The organism is Pseudomonas putida group bacterium ESBL64 (assembly GCF_045277175.1).
Taxonomy (GTDB): domain Bacteria; phylum Pseudomonadota; class Gammaproteobacteria; order Pseudomonadales; family Pseudomonadaceae; genus Aquipseudomonas; species Aquipseudomonas alloputida.
Genome location: NZ_CP145799.1, coordinates 2,034,158 through 2,054,992 on the forward strand (window position 1 = coordinate 2,034,158; position 20,835 = coordinate 2,054,992).

Here is a 20,835-nt window from a genome sequence, read left to right on the forward strand (position 1 = left end):
GTCATGCCGAGCGGTCGAAACTGCTCAGCGACCGACGCAGGCAGGCCTGCATGTAGGCCACTTGGCTCTCCAGCGCCTCGCGGGCCAGACGCTGGTCCTGGTAGTCCAGTTGCAGGCGGCGCAGGGCCAGACAACTGATTTGCAGCAAGTGCGAAACCCGCAGGCAGGCGTCCTGCAGCGTCCGCAGGTCCTGCTCGCATTGTTGCCTCGCAACAGGGTCCAGCCCGGGGTTGTCGTTCACCTTGCGCATCAGGTGGTAAAGCTTGGCATCGGCCGATTCACGCAGCAGGCTGTATTGGGCGAAATCCAGCGAAGTACCTTGGTCAACCTGTTCCAGGGTGGGTTGCAGGTCCAGGGAGCGCAACAGCTCCAGCATTTCACCCCTCATTCGCCGTTCCCTGATATTTGCCATGTGGCAACGCTAGCAAGCGGTGGTGAAGTGCGGCAACTGACAAAAATGCCAGTTGCCTTATCGCTCTTTACCCATGCCAGCATTCAGACGCGAGCGAAACAGTGGCCTGCACAAGCCATGGGAAGTTCACGCGGGTGAGTGGATGGCCCGAAGCGTCATCAACCCGGCCAGCGGCCACTCCCCTTCCAGTTCTGCCAGGCTGGCAGTGCTCATGGCTGCCGGCTGTTGCCTGTGGCCGTGCTCCAGTGCACCGACCAAGGTGCCTACCAGCGGCTGGTGGCTGACCAGCAGCACATGCTCAAGCCCCAGGCGCTCGATTTCGCCGATGACCTGCTGTACATCACCCTCGGGCGTCAGCCAGGGCACGGTGCGCACCGGTTCGGCGAAACCCAGGGTGTCATGCACCAGTGCGGCGGTCTGCTGGGCGCGTACGTAAGGGCTGGCGACAATCGCCTGCAATGGCTGCCCGATCAGGTAAGCCGCACTGTGCAGCACCTGCTCGCGACCATGGGCCGTCAACCGGCGCTCGGCATCTGTCTTGGCCCGCGGCTCAGCTTCACCGTGGCGCAGCACCCACAGCTTCACAGCTTGGGTTCCTCGTCACGCACCGGATGCGCGGCCGGTGCCACAGCGTGCGCGGCTTCACCTTCCGGCGCACGCGGGGCCGGCCAGTCTGCGAACGGCCATGGCTTCTGGTCGCTGTGGAAACTGCCGAAGCGACCAATCTGTGCCAGGTACTGGCTCAGGCTGTCGCCGAAGTTCATCAGGCTGGCGCTGGGCGCGCCATACACCAGTCGGTAGATCAGCTGTACCAGCACCAGGCCACCCAACAGCAACTCGGCCAGTTGCCAGACCACCAGGAACACCAGCATCCACAGCACCCGCAGGATGATCGACTCGCGCTGGGCGCGTTCGGGCGTATCGTTCATGTGTTGCTCCTTGCTCGTGTCAGAGCCGCCAAGGGCTCAGTTGAAACCGCTGATGGAAATGAAATCGACATCGGTCTTGGGCTCGGCGCGCATCAGGTGCTCGATCACCTGGTTCAGCGTGCGGCCTTCGAACAGGATGGCATGCAGGCCGGCCACCAGCGGCATGTACACCTGCACTTGCTGGGCCTTGGTCTTGAGCACCTTGAGCGTGTTGACCCCCTCGGCCACTTCGCCCAGGCGGTTGACTGCCTCTTCCAGGCTTTGGCCCTGCCCCAGTGCGTAGCCAACCTGATAGTTGCGGCTCTTGGGCGAGGAGCAGGTGACGATCAGGTCACCGACACCGGCCAGGCCGAGGAACGTCATGGGGTTGGCGCCCTGGCTGACGGCGAAACGGGTCATCTCGGCCAAGGCCCGGGTAATCAGCATGCTCTTGGTGTTCTCGCCCATCCCCAAGGCCACAGCCATGCCGGCGATGATCGCGTAGACGTTCTTCAGTGCACCGCCCAGTTCGACGCCGAAACGGTCGGCACTGGCGTAGACGCGGAAGGTGCGCCCGTGCAGCACGGCCTGTACCTGCTGGCACAGGTCTTCGTGCTCACTGGCCACCACTGTGGCAGTCAGTGCATGTTCGGCGATTTCGCGCGCCAGGTTGGGCCCTGACAAAACGCCGATGCGCGCCTCGGGGGCGATTTCTTCGAGGATCTGGCTCATCAGCTTGAAGCTTTGCGCTTCGATGCCCTTGGTCAGGCTGACCAGGCCTTTGCCGCGCAGCAGCTCGGCATGCGGTGCCAGCACGCTGCGCAAGGCACTCGATGGCAGGGCAACGAAGATCAGCTCACTGGCCTGCAGGGTGGCCAGCAAGTCGTTGACCGGCTCAACCCCATCGTGCAGGCGGATACCCTTGAGGTAGCGCGGATTCTCGCGATTCACACGCATGGCCTCGGCCTGCGCCGGGTCGCGCATCCATTGGCGCACCGGCACACCGTTTTCCGCCAGCAGGTTCGCCACGGCGGTGCCGAAGCTACCGCCGCCCAGAACCGCAACAGGTTGCTGTTCAGTCATATCCAATCCATTAAAGCCAAAAGTTAAGTGGCGACCCCGCCATTATACGGCTCGCCTGCCTTGCGCCAAGGTTAGCAACGCAGATGACACTGTCATGGCCACGTTGCAACAAATGCAGGCGCGAGCTTGCTCGCGATGCGCCGCGCCGGCGGCGCTCGATTTCCGCCCCCACGAAAGCGTCAAGACAGGCACGCTGCAAAACCGCTGCAGATCACTGGAAAATACGCCAAGGTCAGTTACCATGCCTGTTTCAATCCTGAAACAAAGGCCGCTCCGTGTTCCCTGGCACGCCACCGTACCCGCGCCTGCTGTTATTGACCGCCCTGCTCGGCGGCCAGGCTGCGGCCGACGACCTGTTCATCGACACCCCCGACCTGCCACAGGTTCTGACCGCCACTCGCCTGAAACAATCCCCCGCCGCTGTCCCGGGCAGCATGACCGTACTCGACAGCGAACTGATTCGCGCCAGCGGTGCCCGTGACATCCCCGAACTGCTGCGCCTGGTACCGGGCATGATGATCGGCTACGGTGCCGGCAATCAACCCACGGTCAACTACCACGGCAGCAACGTCAACGACGCACGGCGCATGCAGGTACTGATCGATGGCCGTTCGGTGTACCGCGCAGGCCTGGCCACGGTGGACTGGAGCGACATCCCCGTGGCCATGGAGGACATCGAGCGCATCGAGGTGTTCCGCGGCCCGAACACCGTCAGCTATGGCGCCAACGCGCTGATGGCAGTGGTCAACATCCTCACCCGCAACCCCGCCGACAGCCATGGTACACGGCTGAAAGTGACGCGCGGCCAGGACGGCATCAACGACTTCTATGCCAGCCACGGCTTCGGTTGGGACGGTGGCGACATGCGCCTGTCGCTGTCGGGCCAACAGGACGACGGCTTCGATGAGAACCAGTTCGGCCAGGACTACCGCGACAGCCGCCGCCTGACCCGCTTCAACCTCAGCGCCAACCACAACCTGGCGGTCGACCAGACCCTGGAGTGGCAACTGGCGGCCAAGGAAGGCAGCAATCAGCGGCCCTACACCTACCAGCCGGTGTTCCAGCAGTACGAGTCCGGGAACAATGCCGACGTCAACGCCAAGGACTATGCGGGCTCGTTGCGCTGGACCAAAGACTTCAGCGCTGAACACAGCCTTTATATCCAGGGCTCAGCCCAGCATTTTGATCGCCAGCAAGTGTGGCGCGCCTGTGATGCCTTGCAGTCGTTCAGCCCCGAACTGACCCAGCTCTGGCAGATGAACCCCGACTTTGCCGAAAAAGTGGCGCGCGGCATTGCAACGGGCGCCCCCCTTTCCACTGACGACCCTGCCCTGAAAGGCCTTCTGCAGAAAGTGCAGCAGCAATGGAAAGAGGGTGGAAGGGAGCAGGTCTGCGGCGATGTCGATCAGAGCACCCGTGAAACCCGCTATGACCTGGAAATCCAGGACACCCTGAGCCTGACCGATAGCCTGCGTCTGCTCAGTGGCATGAACTACCGCTATGATCGCGCCGACTCGCAGACCTACTTCAACGGCAGCATCGACGACCAGACCTGGCGCCTGTTCGGCCAGTTGGAATGGCGGGCCGACGAGCACTGGATATTGCAGGGTGGCGCCATGTTCGAAGACTCGCGCCTGTCAGGCAGTTCGCTGACCCCGCGCGTCGCGGTCAACTACCTGATCACCCCACGCCACGGTCTGCGTGCGGTGTACTCCGAAGCGGTGCGCTCGCCCGACATGTTCGAGAACAACGTCAACTGGAGTTACACGGTCAAGAACCTCACCCCCAATTCATTCGGCCTGCAAAACGGTGAGTACTTCGTCAAGACCCGCGGCCCTGGCGACCTTGAACAGGAGCGCATGCGCTCGCGCGAGCTGGGCTACAACGGCTACTTCAGCGACATCGACCTGAGCCTGGATGTGAAGCTGTTCTACGACGAGATCACCGGCATGATCAGCGAGCCGCTGAGGAACAACCAGTACATCGCCAGCAACGCCAACAAGGCCCGTTTCAGCGGCAGCGAGGCGCAAATGGACTGGCGCCCCACCCTGCGCGACCGCCTGCGCCTGACCTATGCTTACGTCGATGCCTGGGCCAGTAACCCCGACGACCGTCGCCTTAGCGCCCGCAACAGCGGCTCGGCCGGGTGGATGCGCGAATGGGGTGCCGGCTGGTCGAGCGCGCTGTTCTATTACGGTGACGATGCCCTCAACCAGTACCGCTACGAGCGTCTGGACCTGCGCCTGGCCAAGCGTTTTCGGGTGTATGGCAGCAACCTGGAGCTGGCGGCGCTGTGGCAGCAGCGCCTGGACGATGAACCGACCTCGGCCCTGCAGAACCGCTACGACAGCCGTCACCGCCTGAGCGTGAGCGCGGAGCTGGAGTTCTGATGGCCCTGCTGCTGCGCCTGTTGCTGCTCTGCCTGTGGCCGTTGGGGCCTTTGTCCGCCAGCGAAGTCCTGCTGGTTGGGGCTGAGGACCAGCCCGGTGTACGCAGCTTCATCGCCGCACTGGAAAGCCGCCGGCCACACGATCATGTGCAGTTTCGCACCACCACCGAACTGCCGCGCCCGGGCAAGCTCAAAGCCGACCAACGCCTGATCCTGCTCGACAACGCAGCACTGGAATGGCGCCTGGGCGAAACCGCCGGCCCGCCGGCGCTGGTCATGCGGGTCAGCCGGGTACAGGCTGAACAGCGCCTGGGAAAGTCGCGCCCCGCGTTCCTCACACTGTTGTGGAGCGACGCACCGTTGGGACGGCAACTGCGCCTGGCACGCTACTTGTTGCCGCAGGCCAGGCGCGTTGGCGTGCTGTACGGCGAGCACAGCAGCTTTCTGCTGGACGAACTGCGCCATGCTGCACGGCCGCTAGGCCTGGAGATCGTGGCCCAGGACTGGTCCGACCCGCGTGACAACCGGCCGCTGCAGCACCTGCTGGGCAACAGCGATGTGCTACTGGGCCTGGACGACCCTGACTTGTACAACTCCAAGACCGCAAAGAACCTGCTGTTGAGCAGTTATGGCCGGCAGATGGCACTGATCGGCCCGAACGCCGGCTTCGTTCGCGCCGGCGCCCTGGCCAGTACCTACAGCGACCAGGACGACTGGCTGTGGGTGCTCGACCAGTTGCTCGACCAGCCGCCGACACGCTGGCCGCGCAGCCTGTACCCAGTGCGCTACGGGGTCAGTGGCAACCAGCAGGTGGCCCGGGCCCTGGGTCTTGAACCGATCGATCAGAACGCCGCCGTCAAGGCCCTGGCCGAGGGAGAACCCACCCCATGAGCAAACGCTTGAGCTGGGACATTCATACCCGCACGCAGATCATCAGTCTCGGCCCCGCCCTGCTACTGACCTTGCTCCTGATCAGTTTCTTCACCTTCGTACGCATCCAGGACCTGCGCCAGGAACTCAACCACACCGGGCAACTGATCGCCAACCAGTTGGCACCGGCGTCGGAGTATGGGGTGATATCGGGCAACAACGAAGTGCTTGAAGGGCTGATGCGTGCCACCCTCAGCATCCCGCACGTACGCTTTCTGGAAGTGCAGGACAGCCGCAACCACATCCTGGTGTACGTCGAGCAGTCCGACGAAAGTGCCAACCGCGCGCAACGGGTCGAAGTGTTCCAGGCGCCCATTCGCCTGCAGCAAATCCGCCTGGACAACGACTTCCTGCAACAGGGCAAAGCCACCACCCCGGCCATCGGTGACGACTACCTGGGCCGCGTGATCGTCGGCATGTCCGATGACGCCTTCAGTCAGCGCCAGCAGGAAATCGTGATCAAGGCCGGGATCCTGGCGTTGTTCGCCCTGCTGTTCACCTTCTTGCTGGCACGCCGCCTGGCCCTGAGCCTGGCCAAGCCGATCAGCGACATGGGCCATGCGGTCAAGGCGATTCAGCAAGGCAAGTACAACACCCCCTTGCCGGTCGTCGACGACAGCGAGCTGGGCCACTTGGCCCGCCACATCAACAACCTGGCCAGCGCCCTGGAACAGGCCAGTGCCGAACAGAAGCAGGCCATTGCCGAACTGATACAGGCCCGCGAGGAGGCCGAACAGGCCAACCGCGCCAAATCGGATTTCCTGGCGATGATGAGCCATGAGTTGCGCACCCCGATGAATGGCGTGCTGGGCATGCTGCAACTGCTGGAAACCACGCCGCTGAGCAATGAACAGGCCGATTACACGGCAGTGGCCAGCGAGTCCACCGGGCACTTGCTGAAGGTCATCAACGACATCCTCGATTTTTCGCGCATCGAACGCGCCGCGCTGCAGTTGGAGCACATCGACTTCAACCTGGGCGAGCTGATCACCAGCAGTGTCCAGTCGTTCCAGCACAGCGCCCAGCAACGCGGCCTGGGCCTGCACCTGCAACTGCCGGCCGGCATCGAGCAGCTGCAGGTGAACGGCGACCCCACGCGCATCCGCCAGATCCTGCTGAACCTGGTGGGCAACGCCCTGAAGTTCACCGAACGTGGCCAGGTGCAAGTCGACGCACGCTGGCAGGTGCTCGACCGGCAGCTGATCTGGCTGACCTGCAGCGTGCGCGACACCGGCATCGGCATCGACAGCGACCGCCTGGAAATGATGTTCGTCGCCTTCCAGCAGGCCGACAGCTCGATTTCCCGTCGTTATGGCGGTACCGGGCTGGGGCTGTCGATCGCTCGTACCTTGGCCGAGCGCATGGGCGGCAAGCTACGCGGTGAAAGCCGTGAGGGCCTGGGTTCGACCTTTACCCTGGAGATGCCGCTGGCACTCGCCACCCCTGCCCCCATCCCGCTGACGCCGCCAACGGCTGCACGAACGACGGTGCCGGACAATGATCAGGTACTGCTGGTGGAGGACAATCCGGTCAACCGCAGTGTCGTGGAAGCCATGCTGCGCAGCCTGGGGCTGGCAGTATGCACGGCAGAAGATGGCCTTGAAGCCGTCGAGCGGGTCGGCCAGCAGCGCTTTGCTGCCGTGCTGATGGATTGCCGCCTGCCGCACCTGGACGGCTATGAAGCCACCCGACGCATCCGCCAGTTGCCCAACGGCGCTGGGCTACCGATCATCGCCCTGACCGCCAACGCGTTGCAGGGCGACCGCGAACGTTGCATGGCCGCCGGTATGGATGATTACCTGAGCAAACCCTTGCGCCGTACCGAATTGCAGCAGGTGCTGCAGCGCTGGTTACCCGGTCAGACAACCGCGACTGGCGATAAATGCTAAAGTGCGGCAGTCTTAAACACTGGACAGGACCTTCATCGGACCTGAAAATAGACGTTTCAGTGCACACCTGTACTTCTTTCACCAGGTGCGCTGTGACTTTCACCACAACGCAATAGTCTACCTGTAGGCTGCCGTCTCGAAGCGCTTGGTTTTCGGGCCGGCCGGGAAGATTCATCCCCTGCCGCAGGGGGTTATTGAGGAGCTCGCATGACCAAACAACACGCCTTTACTCGGGAAGACCTGCTGCGCTGCAGTCGCGGTGAGCTGTTCGGCCCAGGTAATGCGCAACTGCCCGCGCCGAACATGCTGATGGTCGATCGCATCACCCATATCAGCGAAGAAGGCGGCAAGTACGGCAAAGGTGAGTTGGTCGCCGAGCTGGATATCAACCCGGACCTGTGGTTCTTCGCCTGCCATTTCGAAGGCGATCCGGTCATGCCGGGCTGCCTGGGCCTCGACGCCATGTGGCAGCTGGTTGGCTTCTTCCTCGGCTGGCAGGGCCTGCCAGGCCGTGGCCGCGCCCTGGGTTCGGGCGAGGTGAAATTCTTTGGCCAGGTACTGCCTGAAGCCAAGAAAGTCACGTACAACATTCACATCAAGCGCGTCCTGAAGGGCAAGCTGAACATGGCCATCGCCGATGGCTCGGTCAGCGTCGACGGCCGCGAGATCTACACTGCCGAAGGCCTGCGGGTCGGCGTGTTCACCTCCACTGACAATTTCTAAGGGTTATTCGCATGCGCCGCGTCGTTATCACTGGTCTGGGCATCGTATCGTGCCTGGGCAATGACAAAGCTACCGTCACCGAAAACCTGCGCAACAGCCGTCCGGGTATCCGTTTCAACCCGGAATACAAGGAAATGGGGCTGCGTAGCCAGGTTTCCGGGTCCATCGACCTCAACCTCGAAGAACTGATCGACCGCAAGGTTTACCGCTTCGTCGGCCATGCGGCTGCCTACGCCTACCTGGCCATGCAGGACGCGATCAAGGACGCCGGCCTGACCGAAGAGCAGGTTTCCAACCCGCGTACCGGCCTGGTGGCGGGTTCCGGCGGTGCCTCGACCCTGAACCAGATGGAAGCGCTGGACACCCTGCGTGAGAAAGGCGTCAAGCGCGTCGGCCCATACCGCGTTACCCGCACCATGGGCAGCACCGTGTCGGCATGCCTGGCCACCCCGTTCAAGATCAAGGGCATCAACTACTCGATCTCGTCGGCCTGCGCCACCTCGGCTCACTGCATCGGTACCGCACTGGAGCAGATCCAGTGGGGCAAGCAGGACATCGTCTTCGCCGGTGGTGGTGAAGAAGAGCACTGGAGCCAGTCGTTCCTGTTCGATGCCATGGGCGCCCTGTCGACCAAGCGCAACGAAACCCCGGAACTGGCCTCGCGCGCCTACGACGCTGACCGTGATGGTTTCGTCATCGCTGGCGGTGGCGGCATGGTCGTGGTCGAGGAACTGGAACACGCCCTGGCCCGCGGCGCCAAGATCTACGCCGAAATCGTTGGCTACGGTGCGACTTCCGACGGCTACGACATGGTTGCACCGAGCGGCGAAGGCGCCATCCGCTGCATGCAGCAGGCGCTGTCCACTGTCGACACCCCGATCGACTACCTGAACACCCACGGTACCTCGACCCCGGTCGGTGACGTGGCCGAGATCAAGGGCGTGCGGGCCGTGTTCGGCGACAAGGCTCCGAAGATCAGCTCTACCAAGAGCCTGTCGGGTCACTCGCTGGGCGCTGCCGGCGTGCACGAGGCGATCTACTGCCTGCTGATGATGGAAAACAACTTCATCGCCGGCTCTGCCAACATCGACGAGCTGGATCCGGAAGTCGCCGACTTGCCAATCCTGCGTAAAACCGAAGAAAACGCCAAGATCGACACGGTCATGAGCAACAGCTTCGGCTTCGGCGGCACCAACGCCACCCTGGTGCTCAAGCGCTGGGAAGGCAAGTAAGACGCTGCTGCTGTCAATGAAAACGCCCCGACTGGTTCGGGGCGTTTTTGTTTGTGTTGCCTGTGCTGGCCTCTTCGCGGGTAAACCCACCACACAAGCCTTCAGCGCTGTGCCCACCCTGTAGGAGCGGGTTTACCCGCGAAGAGGCCCGCACAGGTCACTGCTGTACCTTGGGCAACACCGCCAGAAAATTCTCCCGGGCCACCTTGTGCGCCACCGCCTCCGGCAAGGCATCCAGAAACGGCTTGAACCCGTGCATCTGTTCCCCCAGGCTGCCAAACCGCCCCACCACATCCGACCCCAGCATGAACCGCTCCGGGTACTTCTCGACCAGCGCCAGCCATTCCTTGCGCGGCGCGCCCTGCTCATCCAGTAAATACGGCTGCAGCACACTCCACGACAAATCGACATACAGGTTTGGGTAGTCCTCCAGCAATCGCGTCAGCACCGGCAGTAGAAAGTCCATCTGCGTCTGGTGGCGGTGTATCTCCATGCTGCTGCCCGCATGCGCCCAGATGAATCGCGTATGCGGGTGATTGCGCAGCGGCTCTTCGATCTCCGCCAGGTACAGCGGGTTGCGCTCGCGCTTGGAGGTGATGTTGGAATGCAGCAGCACGGGCAGGTCGCGCTCGGCCGCCAGGTGGTAGATACGCGTCATGGCTTCATTATTGGCACGTGGCGTGTCGCCACTGGTCAGCGCGGTCAGGTCATCATGTCGGGTGAACACCTCGCCGATGCCCTGCCACAGCCCCGGGTACATATCGAGCATGCGCTCGATATGGCTGACAGCATTCTTGTCCACCGGGTTGAAACCACTGAGGAACGGGTGGAACCGCTTGCGCTGCTGACTTGGCAATTGCTGCAGCGCCGCCGCCACGTATGTGTCGGTGGCGCTGTACCAATAGGCGTCGGCGTCATCACCGGCGTAGTAGCGCGGGCGCTTGGGCTCGTCTTCGTGCCATTTCTTGGCCACGGGTATGCCTGAAATCATCGACTGCTCAACCCCTGCGGCATCCATGGCCTTGATCAGCGCCGGCATGCCTTCACTTTCCTGGAAGAAGTCCACGTAGTGCAAGTGGGCATCACTGTAGCGGTACTCGCGCGCCTGGGCCGCCTGGCACAGCCAGCCGAACAACAGCACACAAGCCAGCGCTCTGGCGGTCATGGTCATCTTCCTCATGCAAGTACGAACCCAGTAGACCAGGCGGCCGCCAAGACGGTTCAGCCACGGTGGGCAAACCGCTATGCTTGAGGCACTTCCACCGTGCCTGGAGCCTTCCCCATGAGCAGCCCACTGGTCATCCACCCCCGAGCCGAGACGGTAGAGGGCCAGCCGATCCTGCGCCCGCTGCCATCAGCCCAGTGCCGCAGCGTCGGCCCGTTCGTGTTCTTCGACCACATGCTCGAAACAGACTATGCCCCGGGGCATGGCATGGACATCCGCCAGCACCCGCATATCGGCCTGTCCACCCTGACCTACCTGTTCGAAGGCGCAATCCTGCACAAGGACAGCCTCGGCTCGGCGCAGCGGGTGCTGCCTGGTGATGTCAGCTGGATGACTGCGGGCAGCGGCGTCGCCCATGTCGAGCGCACCCCGGAAGATGCCCTGGCCCATGGTTCGCGCCTGCATGGGCTGCAGGTATGGCTGGCGTCGCCACGTGCGTTTGAGCAAGGCCCGGCAAGTTACAGCCATCACCCAGCCGAGAGCCTGCCCGTCAGTGACAGCCTGGGTGTACGTATCTGCATGATTGCGGGCAGCGGGTTCTGCCTGGCGTCACCGGTGCCGGTGCTGTCCCCTACCCTTTATGCGCATGTCCGGATGCAACCGGCGACCACCTTGCTGGTACCGACCGAGCATGTGCAGCGGGCGCTGTACGTGCTCGATGGTGAGTTGATGATGAACGATGAAGACGTGGAGCCGTGCACCCTGGTGGTGTTGCCGCAGGGCGAAGAGGTGACATTGTATGCCGAGGGTGAATGCCAACTGGTACTGATTGGCGGCGCACCGCTGGATGGGCCGCGTCGGATGAACTGGAACTTCGTCGCCAGCGACCCGGAGCTGATCGAGCGGGCCCGGGCCAGGTGGGCTGCGGGGGATTGGCCGGAGGTGCCGGGGGAACATTCGAGGATCGAGTTGCCTCGGTGATCGGGGCCGCTTTGCGGCCCTTCGCGGGTAAACCCGCTCCTACACCTGATCGGGGGTGGACACAGGTCGGTGATTGGGCGCAGGCCGTCGTGTAGGCGCGGGTTTACCCGCGAAGGGCTGCAAAGCAGCCCCCTGCAATCTCAACGCTGGAATACTTCACTCAGCAGATTATGCATCGAACGAAACGCTCGCTCGGAAGTGCGCCGGTTATACTGCATCTTGCCCGGCACATTGGCATTCGGGTCGGTAAACGAGTGCACCGCGCCGCCATAACTGAGCAACTGCCAGTCCACCTTGGCCGCGTTCATCTCGTCCTCGAATGCCGGCAACTGCTCCTTAGGCACCAATGGGTCAGAGGCACCGTGCAACACCAGCACCGAGCCCTTGATGTGCTTGGCATCTTCAGGGTCCGGCGTGTCCAGGGTGCCGTGGAACGACACGGCCGCACGCAGGTCGGCGCCGCTACGGGCCAGTTCCAACGCACAGCAGCCACCGAAGCAGAAGCCGAAGGTGGCCACCTTGCCAGGCTCCAGCAGCGCCTTCGACTGCCCCAGCAATTGCGCCAGGGCTTCCTGCATGCGCTTGCGCAGTTCGTCACGGTCATTCTTCAGCGGCATCATCGCCACGCCTGCCTCATCGGCATTGGACGGGCGCACCGATTGCCCGTACAGGTCGGCGATCAGCACCACATAGCCCTTCTCGGCCACTTCCTTGGCAATGCGCTCGGCACCTTCACCAATGCCCATCCAGTTCGGCGCCATCACCAGCCCTGGGCGGCCCAGCGCACCCGGCTCATAGACCAAACGGCTTTCGAAGGCCTTGCCAGACAGGTGATAAACCAGCGATTCGACGATAACTTTGCTCATCTAGCACTCCTTTGGCACTTTCACAAAAAAGGCAGCCATGAAAAAAGCCCGCCGAAGCGGGCTTTCCTATGCATCAACTCAAGCAGACAGCTCGACCAGCAGCTTGTTCAGGCGACGAACGTATGCCGCCGGGTCCTTCAGGCTGTCACCGGCCGCCAGGGCCGCCTGATCGAACAGGATGTGTGACAGCTCGGCGAAACGGTCTTCGCTCTGCTCGTGGTCCAGCTTCTCGATCAGCGGGTGGCTCGGGTTGAACTCGAAGATCGGCTTGGACTCCGGCACTTTCTGCCCGCTGGCTTCCAGGATCTGGCGCATCTGCAGGCCCAAGTCCTGCTCGCCGATGGCCAGGATCGCCGGCGAATCGGTCAGGCGGTGCGAGACGCGCACTTCGGCCACGCTGTCACCCAGCGCACCTTTCAGTCGCTCGACCAAACCTTCCTTGTCCTTGGCGACTTCTTCCTGGGCTTTCTTGTCTTCTTCCGAATCCAGCTTGCCCAGGTCCAGGTCTCCACGGGCAATATCGACAAAGGCCTTGCCGTCGAATTCGTTGAGGTAGCTCATCAGCCACTCGTCGATGCGGTCAGTGAGCAGCAGCACTTCGATGCCTTTCTTGCGGAAGACTTCCAGGTGCGGGCTGTTCTTGACCTGCGCGTACGACTCGCCGGTGAGGTAATAGATCTTGTCCTGACCTTCCTTGGCGCGGGCCAGGTAGTCGGCCAGGGCGACGCTCTGCTCGCCGCTGTCGTCCTGGGTGGAAGCAAAGCGCAGCAGGCCGGCGATTTTCTCCTTGTTGGCAAAATCTTCGGCCGGGCCCTCTTTCAGCACCTGACCGAAGTTTTTCCAGAAGCCCTTGTATTGCTCGGGTTCGTTCTTCGCCAGCTTCTCCAGCATGTCCAGCACACGCTTGGTCAGCGCGGTCTTCATCGAATCGATGATCGGGTCTTTCTGCAGGATTTCACGCGACACGTTCAGCGACAGGTCGTTGGAATCAACCACACCCTTGATGAAGCGCAGGTACAGCGGCAGGAACGACTCGGCCTGGTCCATGATGAACACACGCTGCACGTACAGCTTCAGGCCGCGCGGCGCTTCGCGCTGGTACAGGTCGAACGGCGCACGGGCCGGCACGTACAGCAGCGAGTTGTATTCGAGCTTGCCTTCGACCTTGTTGTGGCTCCAGGCCAGCGGGTTTTCGAAGTCATGGCCGATGTGCTTGTAGAACTCCTGGTATTCCTCGTCCTTCACCTCGGTGCGCGAGCGGGTCCACAGGGCGCTGGCACGGTTGACGGTTTCCCACTCTTCGGCCGGCTGCTCTTCACCTTCAGCGGCGGCCTGCTCTTTCGGCAGTTGAATCGGCAGGGCGATGTGGTCGGAGTATTTCTTGACCACATTGCGCAGGCGCCAGCCATCGGCGAACTCCTGCTCGTCCTTCTTCAGGTGCAGGACGATACGGGTACCGCGCTGTGGTTTGTCGATGGTGGCGACTTCGAATTCGCCCTCGCCTTTCGACGACCAGTGCACACCTTCGGCCGCTGGCTGGCCCGCACGGCGGCTGTACACGTCGACCTTGTCGGCAACGATGAACGCGGAGTAGAAGCCCACGCCGAACTGACCGATCAGGTGCGAGTCCTTCTTCTGGTCACCGGTGAGGTTCTTCATGAAGTCGGCAGTGCCGGACTTGGCGATGGTGCCCAGGTGGGCAATGACGTCTTCGCGGCTCATGCCGATGCCGTTGTCCTCGAGGGTCACGGTACCGGCGTCCTTGTCGAAGCTCAGGCGAATCTTCAGGTCAGCATCGCCCTCGAGCAGTTCTGGCTTGGCCAGGGCTTCGAAACGCAGCTTGTCGGCGGCGTCGGAAGCATTGGAAATCAGCTCCCGCAGGAAGATTTCCTTGTTCGAGTACAGCGAGTGAATCATGAGGTGCAGCAGTTGCTTTACCTCGGTCTGGAAGCCCAACGTTTCCTTTTGTGTTTCCACAGTCATGGTCTTCGAAACTCCGATCTGATGGCGGTGGCGCCTGGCGGCCGGTTCGGCCAGCGTTAACGGCGGATGTCATGCAGATGGGGGCTGCCCGGATGATTTCAAGGGCTTTTCCGGTTCGATCTTGAAATGCGCACGGGCCGTGGCAATCGGCGACTGCCTGTCGCCCTGCCAGGCGGTGATGGCCACGTTGGTCACCCGCCGGCCCTGACGCCACAACTGGCACTGGGCGTAGGTATCGCGAAAATGCCCGGCGCGCAGGTAGTCGATAGAAAAGTCGATGATCTTCGGAATGCTTGCGCTCTCGCTGTAGATCAGCAGGTACAGCGCTGCCGACAGCTCCATGAAGCCGGCGATCACGCCGCCATGAATGGCCGGTAGCAGTGGGTTGCCGATATTGTCCGGGCTTGCCGGCAGGCGGAACAACACATCATCGCCCTGACGTTCGCATTCGATGCCGATCAGCCCGGCATAGGGAATCAGCGCCAGCAATGGTCGATAGTCGCCCACCGCATGGGCGGCGTTGAGCTGCTGGCGCACCGCGTGCGGAATCATGCCTTGCCCTCCTTCAGACTGTCGCCGAAACGGATGCCGCCCTTGATGTCCTGGCCCAGGCGCATGAACGTGCCCACCACCTGGCAGATGGGCTGGTCGGGGTCGTCCTGGTAGGCGGTGCCACGGGTAAAGATCACGTCGCGGGTAACACGGTAGCACTGGGCGTGGCCGTAGATGTCCTTGCCAGCCTCAGCCGGGTGCATGTAGTCGATGCGCAGGTCCAACGTCGGGCACACTTCGAAGCGCGGCAGCACACACAACGTGGCCATGCCACAGGTGGTGTCCATCAGCGTGGTCAGCGCACCGCCGTGCACGGCACCGGTTTGCGGGTTGCCGACAATCGCTGGCGACCATGGCAGGACCAGGGTCATGCCATCACCATCAGCCTGCGCCACGCGCATCTGCAACAGCTGACAATGTTTTAACGCCGAGAGAAAGCGTTCCGCCATTGCCATCAAGGTTGAATCGTTCATCGGCTGTTCCCACCGGCCGCAGGGCAGCGGCATAAATTCGTTAAAAAGTCTATGTAGAACGGGGCGTTATATATCTGTAATCTTCGTGGAACTTATTCCGCGTAGTTGCACTCGAAGGAACAAGTCACTTATTCCACCAAGGAGAAACACCCCCATGCGTAAACCTTTTGCTTTTGCTCTGATGCTGGCCGCTGCCATGGGCCTGGCTGCTTGCGATAAAGCGAGCGAAGACAAAGCCCAGGACGCACAGCAACACGCCGAGCAAGCCCAGGAAAAAATGGGTGAAGCTCAGGATAAGATGAACGAAGCCGCCAAGGAAAACGCCGAAGCTGCCAAAGATCAGGCCGAAGCCGAGCAGAAGGCTGCCGAAGAAGCCGCTCCGGCTACTCCGGCTCCAGCTACGCCGGCAGAACCTGCCAAGCAGTAACTCGAGTCAACAAAAAAACCCGACAACTGTCGGGTTTTTTTGTGTTTGCAAGTTGCAGCTTAAACGTTTAACCCAATAGTTCACTCGCCGCCGGCATTTATCAGCACCCGCCGCGCGCCGCGCAGTAAATTTTGCGGGCGGGCTCTCGTTCAAAGTACAACCCCGCGACGTGTCTCGGAGGAACTTACTTTGGCCGGAACCCTGCATGAAACGTCCCCCCTTGGCCCGCCGGGCCCTGATCACCTTAGTTGGCCTGGCGACATTGCTGGCCGTAAGTGCCTGGCAGATCATGCCACCCCGCCATGATGGCCTGAATACCGTCACTGTCAGCCGGGGTGATATCGAGAGCAGCGTTACCGCCATCGGCACCTTGCAGCCACGCCGTTATGTTGACGTCGGCGCCCAGGCATCCGGTCAGATCCGTGCCATCAAGGTCGAGGTCGGCGACGCGGTGCAAGAAGGCCAGTTGCTGGTCGAGATCGACCCTTCCACGCAACAGGCCAAGCTGGACGCGGGACGCTACTCGGTCGAGAACCTGCAGGCACAGTTGCAAGAGCAACGTGCCCAGCATGAGCTGGCCCGGCAGAAGGCCGAGCGCCAGCAGAGCCTGGCGGCAGGCGGCGCCACGCGCGAAGAGGATGTGCAAACGGCGCGCGCCGAGCTCAAGGCCACCCAGGCGCGCATCGACATGATCCAGGCGCAGATTCGCCAGGCCCAGGCCAGCCTGCGCAGCGACCAGGCCGAACTGGGTTACACCCGCATCTATGCCCCCATGAGTGGCACCGTGGTCGCACTGGATGCCCGCGAGGGGCAGACGCTTAACGCCCAGCAGCAGACCCCGCTGATCCTGCGCATCGCCAAATTGTCACCGATGACAGTCTGGGCGGAAGTGTCGGAAGCGGACATTGGCCACGTCAAACCCGGCATGCACGCCTATTTCACCACCCTCAGCGGTGGCACCCGGCGCTGGAACAGCACTGTACGGCAGATCCTGCCGGTGCCGCCCAAGCCGCTGGAGCATGCCAACCAGGGCAGCGGCAGCCCGGCCAGCAAAAGCAATGGCCGGGTGGTGTTGTATACGGTGTTGCTGGACGTCGATAACGCCGACGGCGCCCTGATGGCAGAAATGACCACCCAGGTGTTCTTCGTCGCTGACCGTGCGCACAATGTGCTGACCGCCCCGATTTCCGCGCTCAACCCGGGCAAGCAGCCCGATCGCAGGCTGGCACAGGTACTGACGAAACACGGCGCCATTGAAAATCGCGAAGTGCGCACAGGCATCAGCGACCGCCTGCGCGTGCAGATTCTCGAAGGGCTGGAAGAAGGTGATCGCCTGCTGATCAGCCCCTTGCTCAGTGCAGGAGGGTAAATGCCAGTCCCACTGATTGAGCTGCGCGATATCCGCAAATGCTATGGCGGCGTCGATACACCGCAAATCGAGGTCTTGCGCGGTATCAACCTGAGCATTCACGCCGGTGAATTCGTCGCCATTGTCGGTACCTCCGGCTCAGGCAAGTCTACGCTGATGAACATCCTCGGCTGCCTGGACCGCCCCTCCAGTGGCGACTACCTGTTCGCGGGTGAACAGGTGGCCAGCTTGGACAGTGACGCACTCGCCTGGCTGCGGCGTGAAGCCTTCGGTTTCGTGTTCCAGGGCTATCACCTGATTGCCTCCGGCACCGCCCAGGAAAATGTCGAAATGCCGGCGATCTATGCCGGCACGCCTGCCGCCGAGCGCCACGCACGCGCCCATGCCCTGCTGACCCGCCTGGGCCTGGCCGAACGTACCGGTAATCGCCCGCACCAGTTGTCCGGCGGCCAGCAACAACGCGTATCGATAGCCCGCGCGCTGATGAACGGTGGCCACATCATTCTGGCAGACGAACCCACCGGCGCCCTCGACAGCCGCAGCGGTACCGAAGTCATGGCCCTGCTCGACGAACTGGCCAGCCAGGGCCATGTGGTGATCCTCATCACCCACGACCGGGAAGTCGCCGCACGGGCCAAGCGCATCATCGAAATCCGCGATGGCCAGATCATCAGCGACCAGGCCCAGCCTGAGCCACTGCCCGCTTCGCACCCTGAGGTCGACGTGCTGCAGGCCGTCGACCTGCGCCAGCGCCTGAACGACGGCAGCGAGCACAACGGTGCCTGGAAAGGCGAACTGCTGGACGCCGTCAAGGCGGCGTGGAGGGTGATGTGGATCAACCGCTTCCGCACCGCACTGACGTTGCTGGGCATCATCATCGGCGTGGCGTCGGTGGTGGTCATGCTGGCAGTGGGTGAAGGCAGCAAGCGCCAGGTCATGGCGCAGATGGGCGCCTTCGGCTCCAACATCATCTACCTCAACGGCAAGCCACCCGCCCCCAGGGCGCCGGAAGGCATCATCACCCTGGACGACACCCGCGCCATCGCCACCCTGCCCCAGGTGCGCATGATCATGCCCGTCAATGGCGGTAAGGCCGGTGTGCGCTATGGCAACCAGGACCTGAAGCTCTATGTCGGCGGCTCCAACACCTACTTCCCGCAGATATTCAACTGGCCAGTGGCGCAGGGCAGTTTCTTCACCGAGGCCGACGAAGCCGCCGGCGCGGCAGTGGCAGTGATTGGCGAAAAGACCCGGGAAAAACTGTTTGCCGACCGCAACCCGGTGGGCCAGTACATTCTCATCGAGAACGCACCGTTCCAGGTCATCGGGGTGCTGGCCGGCAAGGGCGCCAGCTCTGGCGACCAGGATGCCGACGCCCGAGTGATGGTGCCCTACACCACCGCCAGCGTGCGCCTGTTCGGCAACCAGGCCCCGGAATACGTGGTGATCGCCGCCGCAGATGCGCGCCAGGTGAAGCAGACCGAGCAGGTCATCGACCAGTTGCTGCTGAAACTGCACAACGGCGTAACCGACTTCGAACTGACCAACAATGCGGCCATGATCCAGGCCGAAGCCAAAACGCAGAACGCACTGTCGCTGATGCTGGGCGCCATTGCCGCCATTTCGCTGCTGGTGGGCGGCATCGGGGTGATGAACATCATGCTGATGACCGTGCGCGAGCGCACACGGGAAATTGGTATCCGCATGGCCACCGGCGCGCGCCAGCGCGACATCCTGCGCCAGTTCCTTACTGAAGCCGTGATGCTGACGATGGTCGGCGGCGTCAGCGGCATCGCCCTGGCATTACTGATCGGCGGCGCCCTGAGCCTGGGCCAGGTCGCCGTCGCCTTCTCGCTGCCTGCCGCCATCGGTGCCTTCGCCTGCGCGGTGGTCACCGGTATCGCGTTCGGCTTCATGCCCGCCCGCAAGGCTGCACGGCTCGACCCGGTGGCCGCCCTTACCAGCGTATGAGTACCCCAACGTTGATCAAACCCTTGCCCCTGCTCGGCGCCTGCCTGCTGCTGAGCGCCTGCGCCACCCCTGCAACGCCGCCGCAACACGGTGTGCATACCCCGGCCCGCTGGCAGGCGGCCGCGCCTCAGAGCACACCACGCCACTTGACCGGCTGGTGGCAGTCGTTCGGCAGCCCGGCACTGAACCAGCTGGTGGAGCAAGCCCGCACCGACAGCTTCGAAATCGGCGCGGCCATGGCCCGGGTTCGCCAGGCACAGGCTGATGCGATCATCGCCGGCGGCCCCTTGCTGCCCGAGGTGACCGGGGCAGCCAATGCCAACCGCGAGCGCCTGCAGCACGGCAACGGCTACAGCCAACTGAATTCCAGCCCGACCCAGCGCACCACTCATTACCTGGATGTGGCCCTGAAGGCCAGCTATGAGGTGGACTTCTGGGGCGGCAACGCGGCAGCCCGCGAGAGTGCCCTGCACGGCCTGCAAGCCAGTGAGTTCGACCGCGCGACCGTTGAACTGACCTTGCTCGGCAAGGTTGCCGACAGCTACATGCAGGCGCTGGCCTTCCAGCAGCAGGGGCGGATTGCCGACCTTAACCTGGCCAATGCCGAGCGTGTCCTGCAACTGGTGCAAACCCGCTTCGATGCAGGCTCGGCCACAGCACTGGAACTGGCCCAGCAACAAAGCCTGGTCGCCACCCAGCAACGGCAACGCCCGCTTTACCAGCAACAGGCCCGGGAGGCCCTGATCACCCTGGCGACCCTGGTCGGGCAGCCGGTGCAGGACCTGCAACTGGACAACACGCGCTTTGAACAGCTCAACTGGCCCTCGATCGATGCGGGCCTGCCCAGCGAACTGATCAGCCGTCGGCCGGACATCGCCAATGCCGAGGCCAAGCTGGCGGCGGCTCAGGCCAATGTGCGCGTAGCCCGCGCGGCGATGCTGCCCAAACTCAACCTGACGCTGATCGTCGGCAGCGGCGCCGATCACTTCCCGGACGTCTTGCGCAACCCCTTCACCAGCCTCGCCGCAGGCCTGGTCACGCCGGTGTTCAATAACGGCCGCCTGCGCGCTGAACGCGACAAGGCGGTAGCAAGCCAGGAGGAACTGCTGCAGAACTACCGCGGCGCTATCCTGGCCGGTTTCGGCGATGTGGAAAAGGCCCTCAATACCCTGGACGGCATCGACCGGCAACTGCATTGGCAGGCGATCGAACTGCAACAGGCGCGCAAAGCCTTCGACATCGCCGAAAGCCGCTACCAGGCGGGCGCCGAGGACCTGCTGACCGTCCTGCAAACCCAACGCACCCTGTACCAGGCTCAGGACGAGGATGTGCAACTGCGCCTCAAGCGGGTCATGGGCAGCATCGCCCTGTACAAGGCCCTGGGCGGCGGCTGGCAGGTCGCTGGCGCTGAACCGGGTGCCGCACCTGGCGCTTAAACATCGGCAGGTGCGGTTCGTCTTTATCCATGGACAGCACCCGACA

At 62.9% G+C, this 20,835-nt stretch carries 19 protein-coding genes; 10 read left to right on the plus strand and 9 right to left on the minus strand.

The window, feature by feature from the left end; genetic code table 11:
• Nucleotide 1: 1 nt before the first annotated feature.
• The 4 genes from V6093_RS09400 to V6093_RS09415 all read right to left on the minus strand — a co-directional run bounded on the left by V6093_RS09400 (nucleotide 2) and on the right by V6093_RS09415 (nucleotide 2,403).
• The gene (locus V6093_RS09400) at nucleotides 2-376 is read right to left on the minus strand and encodes a hypothetical protein (RefSeq protein ID WP_144000579.1); all 375 of its coding nucleotides are present in this window, start codon (nucleotides 374-376) and stop codon (nucleotides 2-4) included.
• 162 nt (nucleotides 377-538) lie between these two features.
• Nucleotides 539-997: a phosphohistidine phosphatase SixA gene (gene sixA / locus V6093_RS09405; RefSeq protein WP_012051746.1), complete on the minus strand. Its 459-nt coding sequence runs from the start codon at nucleotides 995-997 to the stop codon at nucleotides 539-541.
• Nucleotides 994-1,341, minus strand: coding sequence for a DUF4389 domain-containing protein (locus tag V6093_RS09410; protein WP_003251499.1), 348 nt, complete (start codon nucleotides 1,339-1,341; stop codon nucleotides 994-996). Before V6093_RS09410 ends, sixA begins: the two co-directional genes overlap by 4 nt.
• A gap of 36 nt (nucleotides 1,342-1,377) precedes the next feature.
• Entirely contained in the window at nucleotides 1,378-2,403 is a 1,026-nt protein-coding gene (locus tag V6093_RS09415) for an NAD(P)H-dependent glycerol-3-phosphate dehydrogenase (RefSeq protein WP_010954935.1), read from the minus strand.
• Between the two features lie 275 nt (nucleotides 2,404-2,678).
• Here V6093_RS09415 and V6093_RS09420 point away from each other — a divergent pair, with 275 nt between their 5' ends.
• The 5 genes from V6093_RS09420 to fabB all read left to right on the plus strand — a co-directional run bounded on the left by V6093_RS09420 (nucleotide 2,679) and on the right by fabB (nucleotide 9,566).
• Nucleotides 2,679-4,793 carry a TonB-dependent siderophore receptor gene (locus V6093_RS09420; protein WP_047603456.1) on the plus strand — a complete coding sequence of 705 codons (2,115 nt, stop codon included), beginning with the start codon at nucleotides 2,679-2,681 and terminating at the stop codon, nucleotides 4,791-4,793.
• On the plus strand, nucleotides 4,793-5,683 hold the full coding sequence (locus V6093_RS09425) for an ABC transporter substrate-binding protein (RefSeq protein WP_014860316.1): 891 nt from the start codon (nucleotides 4,793-4,795) through the stop codon (nucleotides 5,681-5,683). The genes V6093_RS09420 and V6093_RS09425 overlap by 1 nt, the downstream gene beginning before the upstream one ends.
• On the plus strand, nucleotides 5,680-7,611 hold the full coding sequence (locus tag V6093_RS09430) for an ATP-binding protein (RefSeq protein ID WP_004576958.1): 1,932 nt from the start codon (nucleotides 5,680-5,682) through the stop codon (nucleotides 7,609-7,611). Before V6093_RS09425 ends, V6093_RS09430 begins: the two co-directional genes overlap by 4 nt.
• 207 nt (nucleotides 7,612-7,818) lie before the next feature.
• A complete protein-coding gene (gene fabA, locus V6093_RS09435) occupies nucleotides 7,819-8,334 on the plus strand; it encodes a 3-hydroxyacyl-[acyl-carrier-protein] dehydratase FabA (RefSeq protein ID WP_003251509.1) in 516 nt (171 codons plus the stop codon).
• Between the two features lie 11 nt (nucleotides 8,335-8,345).
• On the plus strand, nucleotides 8,346-9,566 hold the full coding sequence (gene fabB / locus V6093_RS09440; protein ID WP_003251511.1) for a beta-ketoacyl-ACP synthase I: 1,221 nt from the start codon (nucleotides 8,346-8,348) through the stop codon (nucleotides 9,564-9,566).
• 157 nt (nucleotides 9,567-9,723) lie between these two features.
• Here the strand turns inward: fabB and V6093_RS09445 are convergent, their stop codons facing one another.
• The gene (locus V6093_RS09445; protein WP_406669778.1) at nucleotides 9,724-10,731 is read right to left on the minus strand and encodes an amidohydrolase family protein; all 1,008 of its coding nucleotides are present in this window, start codon (nucleotides 10,729-10,731) and stop codon (nucleotides 9,724-9,726) included.
• Between the two features lie 117 nt (nucleotides 10,732-10,848).
• On the opposite strand from V6093_RS09445, the gene V6093_RS09450 reads away from it, so the two are divergent.
• Nucleotides 10,849-11,712 carry a pirin family protein gene (locus tag V6093_RS09450; protein ID WP_003251514.1) on the plus strand — a complete coding sequence of 288 codons (864 nt, stop codon included), beginning with the start codon at nucleotides 10,849-10,851 and terminating at the stop codon, nucleotides 11,710-11,712.
• Between the two features lie 140 nt (nucleotides 11,713-11,852).
• Here the strand turns inward: V6093_RS09450 and V6093_RS09455 are convergent, their stop codons facing one another.
• The 4 genes from V6093_RS09455 to V6093_RS09470 form a co-directional block, all read right to left on the minus strand.
• Nucleotides 11,853-12,578: a dienelactone hydrolase family protein gene (locus V6093_RS09455; protein ID WP_108078072.1), complete on the minus strand. Its 726-nt coding sequence runs from the start codon at nucleotides 12,576-12,578 to the stop codon at nucleotides 11,853-11,855.
• A gap of 78 nt (nucleotides 12,579-12,656) precedes the next feature.
• The gene (htpG, locus tag V6093_RS09460) at nucleotides 12,657-14,561 is read right to left on the minus strand and encodes a molecular chaperone HtpG (RefSeq protein ID WP_012051738.1); all 1,905 of its coding nucleotides are present in this window, start codon (nucleotides 14,559-14,561) and stop codon (nucleotides 12,657-12,659) included.
• A gap of 69 nt (nucleotides 14,562-14,630) precedes the next feature.
• Nucleotides 14,631-15,113, minus strand: a complete 483-nt coding sequence (locus V6093_RS09465; RefSeq protein WP_003251519.1) for a PaaI family thioesterase — start codon at nucleotides 15,111-15,113, stop codon at nucleotides 14,631-14,633.
• On the minus strand, nucleotides 15,110-15,586 hold the full coding sequence (locus V6093_RS09470; protein WP_003251521.1) for a PaaI family thioesterase: 477 nt from the start codon (nucleotides 15,584-15,586) through the stop codon (nucleotides 15,110-15,112). Before V6093_RS09470 ends, V6093_RS09465 begins: the two co-directional genes overlap by 4 nt.
• Nucleotides 15,587-15,740: 154 nt before the next feature.
• On the opposite strand from V6093_RS09470, the gene V6093_RS09475 reads away from it, so the two are divergent.
• From V6093_RS09475 to V6093_RS09490, 4 genes are all read left to right on the plus strand, one after another.
• Nucleotides 15,741-16,013 (plus strand): hypothetical protein, encoded by a 273-nt coding sequence (locus V6093_RS09475; protein ID WP_003251523.1) that lies wholly within the window; start codon nucleotides 15,741-15,743, stop codon nucleotides 16,011-16,013.
• A 205-nt stretch (nucleotides 16,014-16,218) separates the two neighbouring features.
• On the plus strand, nucleotides 16,219-17,382 hold the full coding sequence (locus V6093_RS09480) for an efflux RND transporter periplasmic adaptor subunit (RefSeq protein ID WP_019750845.1): 1,164 nt from the start codon (nucleotides 16,219-16,221) through the stop codon (nucleotides 17,380-17,382).
• Nucleotides 17,383-19,353 (plus strand): MacB family efflux pump subunit, encoded by a 1,971-nt coding sequence (locus tag V6093_RS09485; RefSeq protein WP_014755890.1) that lies wholly within the window; start codon nucleotides 17,383-17,385, stop codon nucleotides 19,351-19,353.
• Nucleotides 19,350-20,789, plus strand: coding sequence for an efflux transporter outer membrane subunit (locus V6093_RS09490; RefSeq protein ID WP_108078070.1), 1,440 nt, complete (start codon nucleotides 19,350-19,352; stop codon nucleotides 20,787-20,789). Before V6093_RS09485 ends, V6093_RS09490 begins: the two co-directional genes overlap by 4 nt.
• The last annotated feature ends 46 nt before the right edge of the window (nucleotides 20,790-20,835 follow it).

Excerpts from the sequence above, each read along its gene's own strand:
- V6093_RS09400 (WP_144000579.1), bottom strand. The coding sequence starts at position 376 with ATGCTGGAGCTGTTGCGCTCCCTGGACCTGCAACCCACCCTGGAACAG.
- V6093_RS09410 (WP_003251499.1), bottom strand. The coding sequence starts at position 1,341 with ATGAACGATACGCCCGAACGCGCCCAGCGCGAGTCGATCATCCTGCGG.
- V6093_RS09415 (WP_010954935.1), bottom strand. The coding sequence starts at position 2,403 with ATGACTGAACAGCAACCTGTTGCGGTTCTGGGCGGCGGTAGCTTCGGC.
- V6093_RS09425 (WP_014860316.1), top strand. The coding sequence starts at position 4,793 with ATGGCCCTGCTGCTGCGCCTGTTGCTGCTCTGCCTGTGGCCGTTGGGG.
- V6093_RS09430 (WP_004576958.1), top strand. The coding sequence starts at position 5,680 with ATGAGCAAACGCTTGAGCTGGGACATTCATACCCGCACGCAGATCATC.
- fabA (WP_003251509.1), top strand. The coding sequence starts at position 7,819 with ATGACCAAACAACACGCCTTTACTCGGGAAGACCTGCTGCGCTGCAGT.
- fabB (WP_003251511.1), top strand. The coding sequence starts at position 8,346 with ATGCGCCGCGTCGTTATCACTGGTCTGGGCATCGTATCGTGCCTGGGC.
- V6093_RS09445 (WP_406669778.1), bottom strand. The coding sequence starts at position 10,731 with ATGACCGCCAGAGCGCTGGCTTGTGTGCTGTTGTTCGGCTGGCTGTGC.
- V6093_RS09450 (WP_003251514.1), top strand. The coding sequence starts at position 10,849 with ATGAGCAGCCCACTGGTCATCCACCCCCGAGCCGAGACGGTAGAGGGC.
- V6093_RS09455 (WP_108078072.1), bottom strand. The coding sequence starts at position 12,578 with ATGAGCAAAGTTATCGTCGAATCGCTGGTTTATCACCTGTCTGGCAAG.
- htpG (WP_012051738.1), bottom strand. The coding sequence starts at position 14,561 with ATGACTGTGGAAACACAAAAGGAAACGTTGGGCTTCCAGACCGAGGTA.
- V6093_RS09465 (WP_003251519.1), bottom strand. The coding sequence starts at position 15,113 with ATGATTCCGCACGCGGTGCGCCAGCAGCTCAACGCCGCCCATGCGGTG.
- V6093_RS09470 (WP_003251521.1), bottom strand. The coding sequence starts at position 15,586 with ATGAACGATTCAACCTTGATGGCAATGGCGGAACGCTTTCTCTCGGCG.
- V6093_RS09475 (WP_003251523.1), top strand. The coding sequence starts at position 15,741 with ATGCGTAAACCTTTTGCTTTTGCTCTGATGCTGGCCGCTGCCATGGGC.
- V6093_RS09480 (WP_019750845.1), top strand. The coding sequence starts at position 16,219 with ATGAAACGTCCCCCCTTGGCCCGCCGGGCCCTGATCACCTTAGTTGGC.
- V6093_RS09485 (WP_014755890.1), top strand. The coding sequence starts at position 17,383 with ATGCCAGTCCCACTGATTGAGCTGCGCGATATCCGCAAATGCTATGGC.
- V6093_RS09490 (WP_108078070.1), top strand. The coding sequence starts at position 19,350 with ATGAGTACCCCAACGTTGATCAAACCCTTGCCCCTGCTCGGCGCCTGC.